A 17,145-nucleotide genomic window follows, 5' to 3' on the forward strand; every position below is an offset into this window, starting at 1 on the left:
CGCTTTATTCTAACTCATAAACAGACCACCATTTCATCCCATCCAGCAGGCCTTCCAGGCCCAGGTTATCGGCCCACGTCGGTCGGCTGGTATAGACGAGGCGTGCGCCGGCCGGAGGCGACGGCGTGCGGGTCAGTTGGGAATAGAGACAGACAGGAGTTTCACATTCAGGCCATTCCGCGCGATCTTCGGTTCGGTAGATGGTTACTTTGCCGGGGCGTTGGTAGAAGTGCATGGTCAGGTTAGCGTACGTGAACACGTGCCGGCCATCGGCCAGAATCGTTACCGGTTCAGTGTAGTTGTCCCAAACGAATTTATTGACGTTCACTTCACTGATCATAGGCCGGAACAGAACCAGGCTGAGTAATACCAGATTGACCCCCCAGAGAAATTTCACGCCGCGGGCTACCCACTTTTTATCGAAGAAGTCAGTGCCGTAGTTGCGCCGCAGCGCAACGGCTCCGGCCATCACCATAACGGGAAGGAAGGGGAGGAGCGGGAATAAAAACCGGACATCTTTGCGGGAGAGGAGGAAGTGAACCAGCAGAAAGGGGATCAGCACCCAGGTCATCGGGTCGCGCCGGAACCGCCACGCAAACCATAAGGGGGCGGCAATGTAGATTAAGCTCAGGGGAGGTACTCCTTTCTCGAAGACCATCTGGAAATAACCCCAAACCGGAGCCGAGCCAAATGTGGCAGCTTTGCCCTCGATCAGGTTAGAGCGGAGGTAATGCCAGGGGGCGATTACCCAGTCGTCGTAAAACCAGCGGTCGAGGAGTGTTCCGATGCCCAGCATTATCAATCCTCCGGCGATGACAAGCGCTAGTCGTGACCAGCGTTCCCGAGCTATAAAAATCAGCCAGGCTCCGAAGCCAACCACCATGATTGCTACCTGATACCGGAACAGGAAGGCGAGTCCGAAAAGTAAGCCGGCAGCGAAGCACGCTGCTGCTCCGCCCGTTTTAGCGGGCGTGAAAGTATCTTCTCGTTCGGGTACGGCAGCCGGGTAGAGCAACAGTCCGAAAGCGAAGGCCATCGCCGACCAGTTTTCGCCCGAGAAACGAATTCCGGAGTAAACAGAGCACCAGTTGAAAAGCAGGCCTAAGGCCAGCCAGCTGAGTAGGCGCCCGGTTGGCATTCGTTCGGAAAAACGTGCGTAGACTCTTGTGGCGAGAAACAGAAAACCTGCTGCAGAAAGCAACCGCAAAAGAAGAGCGAAATAGTAAGGGTTTACTTCGCCAGCTACGCCGCATAGCCGATAAAGCGCGTAAGCAATTGCGGGTTGGGTTGCTGGGCGCATCTGCTCTCCAAATTCCCAGGGTAGTTGTTCGGCATCGATGAAACCGAGTTTATAACCCGCAAATTCCAGGATCTGGAAGTGTTCGTCTCCCTGGTGAAAACCCACAGAGAACCAACAGGCGGTTAACAGGGCGATGATGGTCAGGGTCAGGTGTTTTTTTGCCATAAAACAAAGGTAGGTTGCAAGGTTTTAAAGTCCTAAAACGGGTTGGGTATTTTCCCGGCGGGTCGCCAGTCCAATTCTTTTAGCCTGGCGAAGCCGGATAAAAGTTGGCCTGTCGACTCCCGACTCCCGACTCCCGACTCCCGACTCCCACCTCCCGACTCCCACCTCGGAAAGGAACTCAGTACCTCCAGCGAACGCCATACACCATCAGGTTTCAGTTGCCCACGATTTGCCGAATCTGTCGGCAATCGCTTTTTATTCATGAAAGTTCGCTGATCAACCCGAAGGAGGACGACCTTCACGGCCAGAACCGCAAGCAAATGAAATCAACCGTCCTCCCCGTCATCGTTTTAGCGCAATTCTGTTGTACATCCGTATGGTTTGCGGGCAACGCGGTGCTGACTGAACTGATAGAAACCTTCGGCCTGCCAACCTCTGCACTAAGCGGACTCACCTCGGCGGTTCAGTTCGGTTTTATTTGCGGAACCCTGGTTTTTGCGATGTTGGCCATAGCAGATCGCTTCTCGCCGTCGCGGGTGTTCTGTGTGTCTGCGCTTGCCGCAGCGCTGTGCAACTTTTGCGCAACGCTGGACGCCAATACCTTTGCGACTTTACTGGGCGGTCGCTTCCTGACCGGTTTTTTTCTGGCGGGCATCTACCCGGTAGGGATGAAAATTGCAGCAGATTATTTCCAGAAAGGACTGGGGCGCTCTTTGGGCTTTCTTGTGGGAGCACTCGTACTCGGAACGGCCTTTCCTCATCTGGTGAAAGCGGTGGGCGGAGCCCTGCCGTGGAAAGCGATACTGTACTGCACTTCTGCGTTTGCAGCCGCGGGCGGACTCATGATTTTGGGGCTTGTGCCCGATGGCCCGTACCGGGTTTCCGGAAGCAGGCCCAAATTCACAGCCTTTATCCGGGTATTCCGCAACGGCCCCTTCCGGGCTGCTGCGCTGGGTTATTTCGGGCACATGTGGGAGTTGTACACATTTTGGGCCTTCATCCCAGTGTGGCTGGCGGCGTACTTTTCTGGTCAGATCTTGCCGGTCAACATTTCTTTACTGACGTTTTTGGTGATTGCTTCCGGGGGACTGGCCTGCGTACTCGCCGGGTATTTATCCGGCGCATTCGGGGTCAAGCGGGTGGCAGCCCTGGCGCTTGCCGTTTCCGGAGGATGCTGTTTGATCTCTCCTTTGGTGTTCGGTGCTTCCCCTTTCTTGTTTCTTCCTTTCCTCTTCGTTTGGGGAATGACGGTGGTGGCAGATTCGCCTTTGTTTTCAACGCTTGTTGCAGAAAGTGCGGAGCAGGAAGTAAAGGGTACAGCACTCACGATCGTCAACTGTCTGGGGTACGCTACAACTATTGTGAGCCTGCAACTACTCAGCGGAACGGACGGGTGGCTTGACGCCCGGTGGTTGTTCCTGTTGCTGGCTCCGGGGCCGCTTTTGGGGCTTTTTGGCTTATTTTATGGTGGGGCCGCAGGTGCAAAGCGGGTTTGAAAGATCCCCATGTCGGTACAGAGGCATAAGAAGCGTCCAACAATATACTTACGAGGCCTAACGGCGTGATTTGGTGGAGTTAACCGTTTTTTGCACCTGCGCCAGCGCCCTCAAAGCGGCCTAATCGTTTGGTTGTCAGTGCATACTAAAATACGTTAAGCTGACGTTAAGGTCTGCGTAAAAGAAGCAGATGCCTTATATTTGCAGAACTTTAATTGAAACAGCATTGTTTACGCCAGCTTAATAAAACCAACACCAACCCGATTTTAGCCATTTTCCTCACAACAGACCTGACCGTCTTTATTTAACTCATCCGGCCCCATTTGCACAGTTTTGGGCCGGTTTAATGGCACTTATGTTTAAACGTAGTTTCTTCTTCCTCCTGTCCGTCCTGACCATCCTCTTCATGAGCACTGTTCGGTACGACGGCGATCATACGATCAACCAGCAGCTAACCGAAGCCGGTGTCGTCACGCTCCCAACTTTCCTTTCACCTGCGGAAGAGTCTTCCTCTGTCCTTATCGATTCGTTCTTTAAGGAGGGTGTTTCTCTTGCTGATGTAGTGAAAGAAAAGGCAGTCCCCGCCCTCCGTGGCCGTACGGATGAGGAGCTCAAATCAGAACTGAAGCGTAAGCTCGAGGCTAACCCGACCTGGCGCAAACTGATTCGGGAAAAGCGTATGTCTGTCGGCATCGTCGATATGTCCGATGACAGCAACGTGAAGTACGCCGCTCTCAACGGCCGGCACATGATGTACGCGGCAAGCTTACCGAAAATTGCTGTATTGGCAGCTGCTCACGACGCCATTGAGCGCGGAGAACTCAAGGAAACCGCCGAGGTGAAGCGCGATATGCTGCTGATGATCGCTAAATCCAACAACGCTGCAACGACCAGGATGATCGACCGTGTGGGCTTCGCCCACATCGAGCGCACAATGACTGACCCTTCGCTCAAACTTTACGACCCCGCTTTCGGCGGTGGCCTCTGGGTGGGTAAGCGTTATGCTGCCGGCGGCAAGCGTAGTCCGGACCCGATGAAGGGCATCAGCCACGCAGCAACGACCGAGCAAATCTGTCGGTACTTTTACCTTCTCGCCAACAACCAGCTCGTTAGCGAGGAAAGCAGTGAGAAAATGCGCCGCTACCTTGTGGACCCTCAGCTCCACCACAAATTTGTCAATACCCTCGACCGTGTTGCTCCCGACGCCAAAGTGTACCGCAAATCGGGCTCGTGGAGCTCGTTTCATGCCGATGTGGCGATGGTGCAGGGGCCAGGCCGTAATTACATCATGACCGCTCTGGTCGATGATCCTGCCGGAGAGCAGATCTGCCGGGAACTGGCAGCTGTTCTTGACGGTATGCTCAAGCAATAGACCATCAGCAAAAGGCAGTGCCCGGTACTGTCGCAGGTTGTAGTGTGAATGCTCGCTTTGCTCTTTACCGGCAAAGCGAGCATCTGTTTGCGGCAGTACTATCCACTCCCAACTAAAGTCTCTACCTTAGCGCAAACCGCTAATCCCCTGGCTAAAAATCAAACCTCTACAGCGCTTCATCAGTAAAGTTCTCCGCATTCGCCCCGGCGAAGGCAAGCTTGTATTGCTGTTACAGGTTCAGATATTTCTGATCATTGGGGTCCTGCTGATTGCCAAGCCGGCGGGCAGCGGGATATTTCTTTCTCGCTTTGGTTCCGGGGCTTTGCCCTATATGTTCATTGTTACGGCTTTGGCCGCCGCGGTTATCTCCACGGCGTACTCTCAGGCGTTGAAATACTTCACTATCCTGAGGGTAAACCTGTGGAGCCTGGGCATTTGCCTGCTGCTTTTGGCGGTCTTCGCGACCATCATACCTTACAGTTCTTCGCGCGATGTTGTAGCGGTCGGGTTGTACCTCTGGGTGGCTTTGTTTGGTGTTCTTGCCGCGTCTCAGTTTTGGATGATGGCAAGCCTCGTTTTTGATGTACGGCAGGCCAAACGACTGTTCGGGCCGATTGGTGCCGGTGCTATTGCCGGCGGGATTGCCGGTGGCTACCTGGCCACCATCATTGCGGGTAATTTCGGAATCCGGGCTTTGTTGTTCGTAGCGATTGCGGCGCTGGTTCCGGTGATGCTCATCAGTATTTACATCTGGCGGAAATACATCAGTAAGCAGATGAGCCAGCTTTCGCGGAAAAAGAAGACTTCACAGTTACGGGAGTCTCCGCACCGGCTCATCCTCGGTTCAAAACACCTCATGTTGCTTTGTGGTATTATCGCAACGAGCGTCATCACGGCCAAATTAGTCGACTATCAGTTTAGTGCACTTGCCGCAGAGCGTTATGCCGACGAAGATCAGCTTACTGCTTTTTTCGGTTTCTGGTTCTCCACTTTCAATGTAATCGGGCTGGGGATTCAGCTTTTACTAACCCAGCGTATTGTCCAGCGGCTTGGGGTTTCGGGGGCACTTATGTTTTTGCCGACGGGCCTTGCTGCCGGAGCCATTGCGATGTTTTTCGTGCCGGGGCTCGGAGCGGCCATTTTCAGCCGGCTAACGGACGGCAGCCTCAAACAAAGCCTGCATCGTGCCGGAGTGGAGATGCTCTTCCTCCCCGTCAGCACTGCGGTAAAGGGACGCATCAAGACTTACATCGATGTGCTCATCGATTCTGTGGCCGGTGGCCTCGGTGGGTTGCTGCTACTGATGCTGGTAGACGGCCTGGGCGTTTCTATTGTCGGTATCAGCGTACCGGTGCTTGTGTTCGTAACGGCGTGGTTTGTTTGCGTTTTGCTGGTGCGGGATGAGTACCTGGAGGCTTTTCGTGATCAACTGCGGCACCTGCGGCCGCAAAAAGAACCCCGCCGCCTCAAATCCCGCCATAAGGAAGTCCTCGCGGGTTTCATGCGCGTGCTTGAGGATGCCAAAATGAACCTCGACGACAAGCAACTTCTCTACGTTCTGGAGAGAACGGATGACCTGTCGGACGAAAAGTTCCACGAGCCCATCGTGAAGCTGTTAGGTCATGCTAAACCAGCGGTGCGGGCCAAGGCGCTGCGGAGTCTCGCTCTGCGGGATGGGCCCAACCTTCTCGACCACATCATCCCGCTGATGATCGATGACGAAGTCGTCGTCCGGAACGCAGCGCTGGAGTATTGCATTTCTCACCACCTGGAGGAAACCCGGGAGTTGATCAAAGAGCAACTCAAAGATCCTGACCCCAATGTATCCGGTACTGCTCTGGTGCAACTACTCGTGGAAACCCGCTCAAACCCAGACATGCGTAAAGAGTGGGAACTGGAGAAACACTTTAATTTCCGCCGCGGAGAACTGCGCTGGCTCACCGGGCCCGACGCGGTGACATGGCGCCTGAAACTCCTCAAAGCAGCTGGCCGATCGGGCAGCGAACTGGGGAAAGATTTCATCGCCGAAGAAATGGAGAGCCTCAACCTCGCCGTAGCCAAAGAGGCCATCCTTGCCGCCGGGGAAAGTCTCGACGAACGCTACCTGCTCCGGCTTATCGACTTTCTCTCCGAAGCACCTTACCGCCCGTACGCCAAATCTGCACTCGTGCAGTACGAGCTCGGTCTTGTCAACCTTCTTCCGGCTTATTTCAAGAAACACCTCATCGATCTGGCCGATATCCGCAGGCTGCCCGCCGTCCTCGAACGCATCCCCAGTCAGCAAACTGTAGACCTCCTCTTCGCCATGGTGGAGCGTTACAACCCCGAAGACCTCGAAGTACGCTTGGAGGTACTCAAGGCGCTCAACGCTATGCGCCGCGACTTTCCGCTGTTGCAAATGCCAACCAAAAAGGTGTTTCGGCAAATTCTTACCGAGACCAAGACTTACCAGACCACCATCAACAATCTTCAGGCGCAGCTTGCGCAGCGCAACCAGGGGAGCGAAGAGCTTCAGGGAGCACGTAACGGGCTCCTTAATCTCCTCCACCAGCGCCAGGAAGGCAATCTGGATCGGCTGTTTCGCCTGCTGGGGCTTCGTTACCAGCCGGCCGACATCATTCCCATTTTTCGCGGCCTTCACGCCGCGAACCACCAGGAAAAAATCAGCGCGCTGGAGTTTCTGGATATACTGTTGGAGAACAATCTCAAGCGCCTCATAATACCGGTCGTGGAGCAAGGTATCCGTCTTGCGGAGATCGATGAACGATCAACCCTGATGGATGCCGAAGAGCTCAGGATCGCTCAGTTTCGCAACTTTCAACGCATCTTGCGGGGGCGTGATGTCCGGCTCAAACTTTCCGTCATCTACCTCATCGGGCACATGGGAGACGAAACTTTTATGCCGCTGTTGCGACTCAACCTCGAGAGCCCCGACCAGCGGGTGCGGGATATGGCGGGAAAGGCTTTCGATAAAATTTTGGGTGAAGTACTGAAGTAAACAACGGGCGCATGCAGTCATATTGCTGTCTGCAATGGAAGAGGCCTTGGCTCAAAATGATCGCTTCTGTGTGCTTCCCCGGGCAGGTCCCGGGCGCGGCCGCAGGTGCAAAGTGAAGCCCCGATGGCTGTACCGTGTTTTCGTCGCCGGAATAGTTGTTTCTGCGCAAGGTTGCGGGACCCACTACCGGGGTTGACGCAGGAGGACTGAATTAAGAGATACCTTAACATAAAAGTCAGATAAAGTTCCGAAATTTGTCGTCTGCGTACCAAAATTCCCCTTTGCCGCTATAAAGCCGGATGTGCAAGATATTCAGCGCACACCAGCAGGATGTTTTTCCCTCCTCCGGGCAGGGCTGTTTCGTGTTTGAATTTGGATAGAGTTTGTCGTTTTCGCTGAAACCTTTTACACCCAATTGAAACCTCTGCGAGGGATCCCCATAAACCTGAAGAAATGCCTGATTTAAAACTCATTTTTCTCGCCGTGTTGTGTACGGTGGGTACTGTTGTTCTTCAAGCCCAAACCAACGGCGCCCAGCACTTCAACAACAACGAATCGGCCTTCAACCCGGCCTTCACGGGTAAGAAAGGGGCCGTCCGCCTTTCGGTAAGCGACCGCAGCCAGTGGGGCGCAGCTACGGCGGCAGAATACTCCGCCCGGACTTTTACCTACGAAGAGACGATGCCCTGCTTCTTCCTCGACTACGGCTTCTTCTTCCACGAACGAACGGAAGGCGAGGGCCAACTGAAAACCACCGAATTTGGCGGCAGGGTAGCAGCGGCCTTTCCACTTTCCAGAAAGCGGGCCAGTAACCAGTATAACCTGAGGATAGGTTTCGGCCTCACGGCCGGGCAGCGATCCATCAATTTCGGAGATCTGACGTTTCTGGACCAACTCAATCCTTTCTTCGGCCTGAACGATGCCGACGGCAACGCAAACCCTACCGGCTTCCAACCATCTTCGGGTGGCGGGCTCAGCCCGCGCTACACCACCCCGAGCCTTGGCTTTGCCTTGAAGGGCGGACTGAACCTGCAGAAAACGCGCTCTACCACTTTCGACGTCGGGGTGTCCGTACATAACCTCGGCTTTCTGGTTGGGCCGGACAGCCGGCAGACAGCTTCCCTGCTCGGCCTCGATAACGCCCTTGGTGAGCGTTGGGTGTTCTCGGGTGTGCTGGACCATGTCTTCGCGAAAGTGAACGGCCGCTACTGGTCGGTCCGGCCATTGCTGCTGGTACAGCAGCAGGCAGGCCTGGGCTATCTGGAAGCCGGAGCGGGTGTTTCCTGGAACAAGAACATGCTCGTTGGGGCTTATTACCACCAGGCGAATCCGCAGTCTGCCGGAGCCAATGTCAACTGGACGAGCCTGCAAGTAGAGGTCGGTTCGATTCTGCCCGGTCCGCGCACCCAGCGACAGAAATCTCGTATTGACCTTGCTCTCAGCTATTCCTTTCAGTACGGACGGCTGAAGAACACCGTTCGTCCGCCCCTCGAACTCACGGCCACCTTTAGCTTCGGGACCAGCGGCGCCTGCGCGCTGCTTGGCTACGACGTAGACGGCGAGGCCAACATGGCCCGCAAAAGCGGGACGAGCTGCCATAATTTCACCTCCGCCCGTAACCGCCTTTACGATAACATCTGGTACCGGGACGCCAGGTGAGTCCTGCGGGGAATGCCACGTTACCTGAACCTGCACGTAGCCATTTTACCATCACAGAGAAATCAGCATTTCAGACTATTCCCTCAGGACAGAAAATGCGAAAAAATCGTCCGTCGGGATTGACTACAGACCATTAGCTTCAGAATTTTCCGCTTTTCACCCAACCCATTCAAACGCTTTGAACTATGTCTTTTACATTCAGGAAATTTACCGGGTTTTGCACGAATACCAGTCTTCTTACCCTGCTCTTAGTAGCCCTCGCCTGCACCGGCGTTCGCGCCCAGGATGTCTGCCCCGATGACGTTTGTGGAGACATTCCCGCCAGCTTCGCTGCCGCAAATATGGAGATCGTTTTTTGCGAAGGAGCCACCGTTATCCTGGAGAACACGTCGGCTCCCGGGCTCGATTTCTTCATACTCGATTGGCAGGACGGAGCGATAGACACGGTTTACGACTACTCCAACATCAGTCACGTTTACACACTGCCCGACGGAGAAGACGGTGAGTGTAAAGAACCCCGCTCTTTTGGTATCGAATTTCGTGGAGTCAAGCAGTGTAATGATGGTTTCAGTTGCCAGTCGGGCAGGCTGGATTTTACCATCAGACCGCGGCCTCAGGCAAGGATGATCGTACCAACGGAAGTTTGCTCGGGGCGTGAACTTACCTTCATGGACAACAGCTGTAACGCCAATAACTGGCGTTGGGACTTCGGCGATGGCTCCCCCATTTCCACCGAGGAAAACCCTACCCATACCTACGCCAGCCCGGGAGTCTACGTCGTCACCCTTACGGTAGACGGAATCTCGAGTTGCAGCAGCCTGAATACTTCCACCAGCCAAACGGTGGAAATTGTTACGCCCCCCAATGCACTTTTCGACCTGGACGATGATGATCTGGTGGCCTGCCGGGGCACCGAAATCACCTTCATCAACCGGTCCAACGAAGACACCAATATCCAGTGGAACATAAGCCCCGGCTCCGCCGGGGGCAGTAACTGGTCGTTCATCGATACGAGCATGAACGCGTTTTCGGATACCATCGTCATCCGCTTCGAAGAGACCCGGACCTTCAACATCGAATTGGTGGGCAGCAACGCCTGTGATACCGAAAGGAGCGAAGTCGATATTGTTATCGAAGACGCACCAACGGTCAATTTGTTGCCAATGATCGGTGCCTGTGACCAGGTGAGCCTGACGCCTGCGGACCTTGATTACGAGGTAACCGGTAGTACTACCGACATCTGCTGGCGCTTCACGAACGGAAGCCTGGCTGATGTGTGTACCGAAGACTTCGGCAGCATTGACTTCACCGAATCGGGCACCGTCGAACTTGTCGTCACCAGCCTTTGTGGTGAAACGGTGCGCAGGACCGATGTAATCATCCAGTCAAGTGAAATACCGATGCTGACCGGCCTTTCACAATACTGTAGCGGCAACGATCCTGATACCCTGCGCGCTAACATCCCCGGCGGAGTATGGATCGGAGACGGAATTATTGATGATGTCCTTGGTCTGTTTGATCCGGGTGATGCGGAAATAGGGGACAACGTAATCACTTACCGGATCGACAACGGACTGTGTGTGAACGAAAATACCATCACGCTGAACGTGGTGGAAAGCGAAACCGTAACGGCTACCGACGCATCTTTTTGTATTGACGGCGATCCTGCTGACCTCTCCGCGATCCCCGGCGGGGGAACATGGTCGGGAACGGGAATCACCGACGCAAACACCGGTACTTTCGATCCCGATTCCAGCGACGTCGGGATGTTCTTCCCCGATTATACCTATGTGGACGGCAACGGTTGTGTCGTCACCGTCAGCCCGGAAGTGAACGTAATTCCCCTGCCTACGGCGACAACGACGGACACCGCCATTGCCTGTTTCGTGAACGAAGATGTCGAACTGATCGGGATTACGGAGGCAAACCCGGTGCCGGATGATGGCAACTTTGTATGGACACTCAACGGTACCGAATTGCCGGGAGGAACCTTCAATCCGGAAAGCGATTTGCCGGGCCCGGGCGTGTATGATCTCACCTTCACTTACGAAAGCGGCCCGTGTATGATTGCCGGAGCTACCAAACTTAACGTGATCGAAAACCCGGTGCTGATGCTCGACCCACAGGACAACGTCTGCATCAGTGAAGGAACGCTTCAGCTAAGTGCAAACCTCAGCGGCGGAATGTGGTCGGGGCCGGGCGTTGACCCTGCTACCGGCGAAGTTGACCTGATGGTGGCCGGTGGCGGAGACCATACGTACAACTATACCTTCCAACCGGGAGGAAGCTGCGAACAGACGACCAGCCAAAACGTAACCGTAGAAGACCCCGGCAGTTCCATCGAAGCCGGCGGCGACCAGGAGGCTTGCGAAGGCAACGATCTGATGCTGACGCTTACCGGAAGTTCGCCCGCTGGCGGAATGTGGTCCGGGCCCGGCGTTACCGATCCCGTAGCGGGAACGGTTGATCTGGACAGCCTCGTGCCGGGCGCCGATTATGAATTTATTTATTCCGTTTCGAGCGCGACAACGCCCGGCTGTGACGCTGCGGCAATGAAAACGGTGAGCTACTACCCACGGCCGGTGATCGATTTTGCGATGGCCGGAGCACCGTGTATCAACGAGGAGTTTTGCCTCTCCGTTCCTGCTGTTGCGGGGAACTCCGTCAGTTGGGGTTTTGGCGACGGAACGATGGGAACCGGGGCCGATATTTGCCATACCTACACGGCGGGCGGAAATTACGACCTCACTTTGCGCGTCACTTCTGCCCGGGGGTGTTTTGCCGATACCACCGTTTCCATTTACGTAACCACGCCGCCCGTTCCGTCATTTGCGCTGGACAGCAGCATGGGCTGTGCGCCCTTCGTTCTTGACCTGGAGGACGAAAGCACGGGCGATCAGTTGACGTCTGTCTGGATCGTCAATAACGACACCTTTCCCGGCGGCCAAAACCTGAACTATACCATCGATGGATTCTTTGCGGACACCACGATCGACATTGCGCTGATTGCAGAGAATTTTTGCGGGGCGCGGCCGCAGGTGCAAAGTGTGTTGGTGAGACCGTACCCAACGGTGAACTTCGGTCTGGACCTCGACGAAGACTGTTCCCCCTTCACGCCCCGGATCAGTAACGTAACGCGGGGTAACCCCGTGAGCTGGCGCTGGGATATGGGGAACGGTACAACGGGGACCGACAGCATCCCTCCGCCCGCTACCTACACAACGCCGGATGATTCGGTGAGTACCTACGAGATTATGCTCATTGCCACCAATGATTGTGGCCGGGACACGATGACGCGTACCGTAACCGTTTACCCGCCGGACGTAGAGGCCTTCATCGGCCTCGATACCATTGCGGGCTGCCAGCCGTGGACCTTCCAGCCTGAGAGTTTTTCGACGCCAGGCTCCGCCCTGGCCTGGGAAGTAACCAACTCGGCCGGGGCGGTGGTAGCAACCGGCAACAATGCTACCCCAAACTTCCAGCTCGATGAATCGGGAACCTACCGGGTTGTCCTGCAGGCCGCCCGCTGCGGCGAAGACGCTGATACCGTCTTCGTGGAAGTCCTGCCAGCGCCTGAGGTGAGCTTCGTCGCGGATATGCCGAGGATCTGTGAAGGAGAACTATTACAACTCACCAACACCTCCGTTGGTATTTCCGGAGGAGCGTGGAACTTCGGCGACGGGCGGACGAGCGAAGAGCTAAGCCCGCTGGTCGGGTACGATTCGGTCGGAACGTATACTCTTTCCTTCACCGGTTTCTCGACGATCAACCAGTGCCCGGCCAGCGCATCGACAACCGTGGAGGTGGGAGGACTGCCAGAGTTGGCACTCATGGCAACGGATTCGTCCGGTTGCTCTCCCTTTACCACCAGCTTCAGTAATACGGCAGCGAACCCCGGTTCGCTAACCTACTCCTGGACCTTTGACGACGGTGCCAACGCCAGCAACGAAGCTACCCCAAACCACACATTTGAAGAGCCGGGAACTTACGTTCCACGCCTGCAGGTGACCGATGCAGCGGGTTGCCAAAGCGATACTTTCCTGAGCAGAATCATTGTTCATCCTGACCCTGTACCTGCGTTTGCGCCCCTTAATGATCGCTTCTGTACCGGATACGACAGCCTCGTTCTTGCCGATTCCTCCACCGGGGCAACGATGCTGGACTGGACCATCGGTGGCCAAAGCTACGGAGGAACCCCGCCCGTGGTTCCGTTCACTACCCCCGGCGACATCACCGTAAATCTCATAGCTACCAACGATTTTGGCTGCCAGGCTGATACGAGCGAAGTGTTCTCTGTTTTGCCCAGCCCGGAAGCAATGTTAGCGGCGACGCCGGATTCTGTTTGTCTCGACGAACTGTCGGTTCTGGACGCCAGCGGGTCGAGCCCCCTGACTGACCTGCTGTGGGACCTGGGCGACGGCACCGGGCGAACCTCCATCAATTTCGGGCACCGATACGAATCCGCCGGAGCATACGACGTAAGCGTAATTGTGAGCGACGTTAACGGTTGCCCCGCAGATACGGCCTACGCCACGGTGGTTGTACACCCTCTTCCCGAAGCAGCCTTCTCCCTGGAAGAAAGCTTGCGCTGCGGTACACCCGCTCCGGTTCAGTTTACCAACGCAAGTACCGGTGCATTGTCTTACGACTGGATTTTTGGTGACGGGCAGTCGGCCACTACGCTTAACCCCGAGCACGTTTACACAACGGAAGGTCTTTACCAGCCGCGCCTCATCGCTACGACAGCCTTCGGCTGTCGGGATACTGCAGAGGCCGAACTCGTTATTTCCGGCGATCCCGTGGCCAATTTTGCGCTGCCAGAACCAATCTCCTGCTCGCCCTATGCACTCAGTATCGAGGCAGACCCAACGGCGGCCATTCGTTATGAATGGTACATCAACGATGCCTTCAGCCCCAGCGTCGGGCAGCGTTTCGATACCGTTCTGGCGGAGCCGGGCAGCTACGATCTCACGCTGATTGCGATCTACGACGAAGTATGCCGGGATACGCTGCGGGCCAGTAATTTCCTGCAGTTGCAACCTTCACCGGTCGCCGAATTCCGTTTTCAGGAAGACGAACTTCCGAACCGCCTGGGCGACGTTCACTTTACTTCCGAGAGTACCGGCGGCACGCAGTTGTTCTGGGACCTTGGGGACGGGACGACGAATACCGCCGCCAACTTTATCCACGAATACCGGATCAACCGGGATATTACCGTTACCCACGCCGTTACCGAAACCTACGGGCAGGGGCTTGTTTGCTCCGATACCATCCGGAAAGAGATAGAACCCGAGTGGATTACGACCTTTTTCGTGCCCACGGCCATTTCTCCGGAATCCGGACCCGACGAGGTCCGCTCCTGGGGCGCAAAAGGCTTCGGCGTCGCTGAATACACGCTTGAGGTCTTCAGTAAATGGGGACAAATTGTTTACTCCACCAGCGAACTGGAAGACTCTTCGCCGACCGGCCGCTGGGACGGGCGGAAGCCGGACAGTGATGAATTTATCCTGCAAGGAGCCTATACCTGGCGGGCGTCGGTACTGTACGTCAACGGAGTTCGGGACAGTTTCGTGGGGACGGTTACCGTAGTGCGGTAACCAGCGGATCGCTGTCCTTCAGGCTTCAGCCTGAAGGACGCCGGTGGGGGAACGGACAACCGTTTCCTTTTCAGGAAACACCGCTTTCTGAAATAAATAACACGTTTTGTTTTGAATTGTGCTTGTCGGTGGTCGAATTTTACGATTATTTGTTTGACTTCACTCGCCAAAGCACATGTTTCAGAAAGCTATCCTCCATCTCGATATGGACGCGTTCTTCGCGTCCGTTGAGGTGATGAAAAACAGCCGTTTGGTCGGCTTACCAGTTATTGTTGGCGGCACGGGCGGGCGCGCTGTGGTCAGTTCGTGCAGCTACGAAGCACGGCACTTCGGTATTCATGCGGGGATGCCGATGGCGATTGCGCTGCGGCGTTGTCCGGCGGCGAAGGTGGTACGCGGCGACTACGAAGACTACGAAAAGCACTCGGCCATCATCACCGAGATCATTGCTGAAGAAGGCCCACTCTTCGAGAAGGCCTCCATCGACGAGTTTTACGTCGACATTTCGGGGATGGACAAATACATCGGCTGCGTGCAGTGGAGCAAGGAACTGCGGGAACGAATAGGGAAAGAGACGGGGCTGCCACTTTCTGCGGGCTTAGCTGTCAATAAATTGGTCGCCAAGGTAAGGGCAGGGGAGGCGAAGCCCAACGGATCAGGCTGGGTTGCCGACGGGGCCGAACGGGCCTTTCTCGCTCCGTTGCCCGTCCGTAAAATCCCGTCGGTCGGGCGGGAGACGGCGCGTAAACTCAGCCTGTTGGGTATCCGCAAAACGGGGACCCTGAGCCAGGTGCCCATCAACCTGCTGGAGCGTGAGTTCGGTAAGCCCGGCCGGGAACTCCACCGCCGCGCCAACGGCATCGATAACCGGCCGATCGTTCCTTACACCGATCGTAAATCACTTTCTTCTGAACACACTTTCCAGACCGACACCCTTGACGTGGAAGCCCTGAAGCGCTGCCTCCGTGACCTTACGATGCGCCTTGGTTTCGACCTCCGCCAGGCGGGGAAACTCACCGCCCGGGTAACGGTGAAGATCCGCTATACCGATTTTAATACCTATACCCGTAGCAAAAGGATCAGGTACACCGCTCACGATCAGCAGTTGCTGCCTGTCGTCGAGCGTTTGTTCGATGATCTGTTTACGCGCCGGCAGTGTATCCGTCTGGTTGGTGTCCGTTTTGATCAACTCGCCGCGGGCCACACACAATTGGACTTGTTCAACGATACCGAGGAAGACAGTGCGCTGCTGGCGGCGATGGACAAGATTCGGAAGCGGTTCGGGAAAGATGTATTGGGGAGTTAGCTTGTTGGACCGTTGGATTGTTAGAACGTTGATTTTTTTGGGGCTGCCGCGCGTACCGTTTGCTCTCTCCAGGCGAACGAGTGAAGCGAAGTGAGTGGTACCCGCGGCAGCCCAACGAACTAAAGAACCAACGATCCAATAGACTAACGAACCAGGGATCTAACAAGCTGTAACTGATTCCTTCCCCGTATCAGGTTGTGTTCGGGATAGGCGATTTTATAGTACCGGTCTCCGGTCAGGTAGTCGGTCAGGAAGCGGGCGGCCATGAGGTAGGCGAGCAGTTCACCGGAACGGGGAAGAAGTTCGAGTTCTTCGGGGGTAAGGAAATCACGGGTTAGGGAGAGGTAGCCTTCGGTGATGGCCTCCGCTTTTTCTTTGTCGATGCCTATAATTTGCAGGTCAGCTTCGTCTTCGTTGGCGGTGGCGGCACCGGTCCGGATGGCGTCGCCGAAGTCGAAATGGACGACACCGCGCATGACGGTGTCGAGGTCTACGACACAACGACCGTTGCCTGCGGCATCGAACATAACGTTGTTGAACTTGGTGTCGTTATGAGTGACGCGGGTGCGGAGTTTTCCGGCAGCCCATACGCGCTGGATGATGGTCATCCGGTCGGCCAACGCGTAAACGTAGTCTATTGCTTTGCGACATTCCCTGACCCGGTTTTCGGAGTCGTTTTTCACAGCGATTTCGAAGGCTTCGAGGCGGGAGATGATGTTGTGGAAGTTGGGGATGACATCGGTGATCTGCCCGACGGGGAAGTCGTCGAGGAAGCGGAAGAAGTGGCCGTAGGATCGGGCTCCGGCGTAGGCTTGCTCCGGGGTTTCCAGCAGATCGTGGGAGTGCAGGCCGGTCAGGAATCTGTAGACACGCCAGTAGTTGCCCGCTTCATCTTTGGTGAAGAGCTCTCCGGTTGTTGTGGGGATGATCCGGAGGGTTTGTTGCTCAGCTGCTTCGCCCGCTGAGCGGGCGATCTTTTGCCGGATGTGCCCGGTAACCAGGTTGATGTTGTTCATCAGACCGGTCACATCGGGGAACACTTCGTGATTGATGCGCTGCAGGAGGTAGTCGTCGCCGACCCGGTAGGAGTCGTTGATGTGGCCGGAGCCGAGCGGGGCGACAGCCCCGGAGAGGTTGAAGTGGGAGAGGATGTTTTGCACGGGGTAAATGTAGTGGATTCTTTGGCGGGTGGGGTGAAGTTTTGCTTTTGGAGACCGGAGGCGCGAAGACTTGCGGTAACTCCGCCTGCGGC

Annotated in this window: 8 protein-coding genes; 6 read left to right on the forward strand and 2 right to left on the reverse strand. The window is 55.7% G+C overall.

Going from position 1 to position 17,145, the window contains the following annotated elements; translation table 11 throughout:
* Positions 1 to 4: 4 nt before the first annotated feature.
* The gene (locus FUA23_RS03135) at positions 5 to 1,465 is read right to left on the reverse strand and encodes a glycosyltransferase family protein (protein WP_147929250.1); all 1,461 of its coding nucleotides are present in this window, start codon (positions 1,463 to 1,465) and stop codon (positions 5 to 7) included.
* A 320-nt stretch (positions 1,466 to 1,785) separates the two neighbouring features.
* Between FUA23_RS03135 and FUA23_RS03140 the strand changes: the two genes are divergently transcribed.
* The 6 genes from FUA23_RS03140 (at position 1,786) to dinB (ending at position 15,893) form a co-directional block, all read left to right on the forward strand.
* A complete protein-coding gene (locus tag FUA23_RS03140; protein WP_147929251.1) occupies positions 1,786 to 2,961 on the forward strand; it encodes an MFS transporter in 1,176 nt (391 codons plus the stop codon).
* A gap of 355 nt (positions 2,962 to 3,316) precedes the next feature.
* Entirely contained in the window at positions 3,317 to 4,333 is a 1,017-nt protein-coding gene (locus FUA23_RS03145; protein WP_246144009.1) for a serine hydrolase, read from the forward strand.
* A gap of 388 nt (positions 4,334 to 4,721) precedes the next feature.
* Positions 4,722 to 7,331, forward strand: a complete 2,610-nt coding sequence (locus FUA23_RS03150) for an Npt1/Npt2 family nucleotide transporter (RefSeq protein ID WP_187270866.1) — start codon at positions 4,722 to 4,724, stop codon at positions 7,329 to 7,331.
* A 453-nt stretch (positions 7,332 to 7,784) separates the two neighbouring features.
* Entirely contained in the window at positions 7,785 to 8,990 is a 1,206-nt protein-coding gene (locus tag FUA23_RS03155) for a type IX secretion system membrane protein PorP/SprF (RefSeq protein ID WP_147929253.1), read from the forward strand.
* Between the two features lie 185 nt (positions 8,991 to 9,175).
* Complete coding sequence (locus FUA23_RS03160) at positions 9,176 to 14,587, forward strand: PKD domain-containing protein (protein ID WP_147929254.1); 5,412 nt, start codon at positions 9,176 to 9,178, stop codon at positions 14,585 to 14,587.
* A 175-nt stretch (positions 14,588 to 14,762) separates the two neighbouring features.
* Positions 14,763 to 15,893 (forward strand): DNA polymerase IV, encoded by a 1,131-nt coding sequence (gene dinB, locus FUA23_RS03165; protein WP_147929255.1) that lies wholly within the window; start codon positions 14,763 to 14,765, stop codon positions 15,891 to 15,893.
* Between the two features lie 143 nt (positions 15,894 to 16,036).
* On the opposite strand, the gene FUA23_RS03170 is transcribed toward dinB, so the two are convergent.
* Complete coding sequence (locus tag FUA23_RS03170) at positions 16,037 to 17,053, reverse strand: phosphotransferase enzyme family protein (RefSeq protein ID WP_187270867.1); 1,017 nt, start codon at positions 17,051 to 17,053, stop codon at positions 16,037 to 16,039.
* Positions 17,054 to 17,145: the final 92 nt, after the last annotated feature.

Origin of the sequence: Neolewinella aurantiaca (assembly GCF_008014675.1) — a bacterium.
In the GTDB taxonomy this organism is placed as follows: Bacteria; Bacteroidota; Bacteroidia; order Chitinophagales; family Saprospiraceae; genus Neolewinella; species Neolewinella aurantiaca.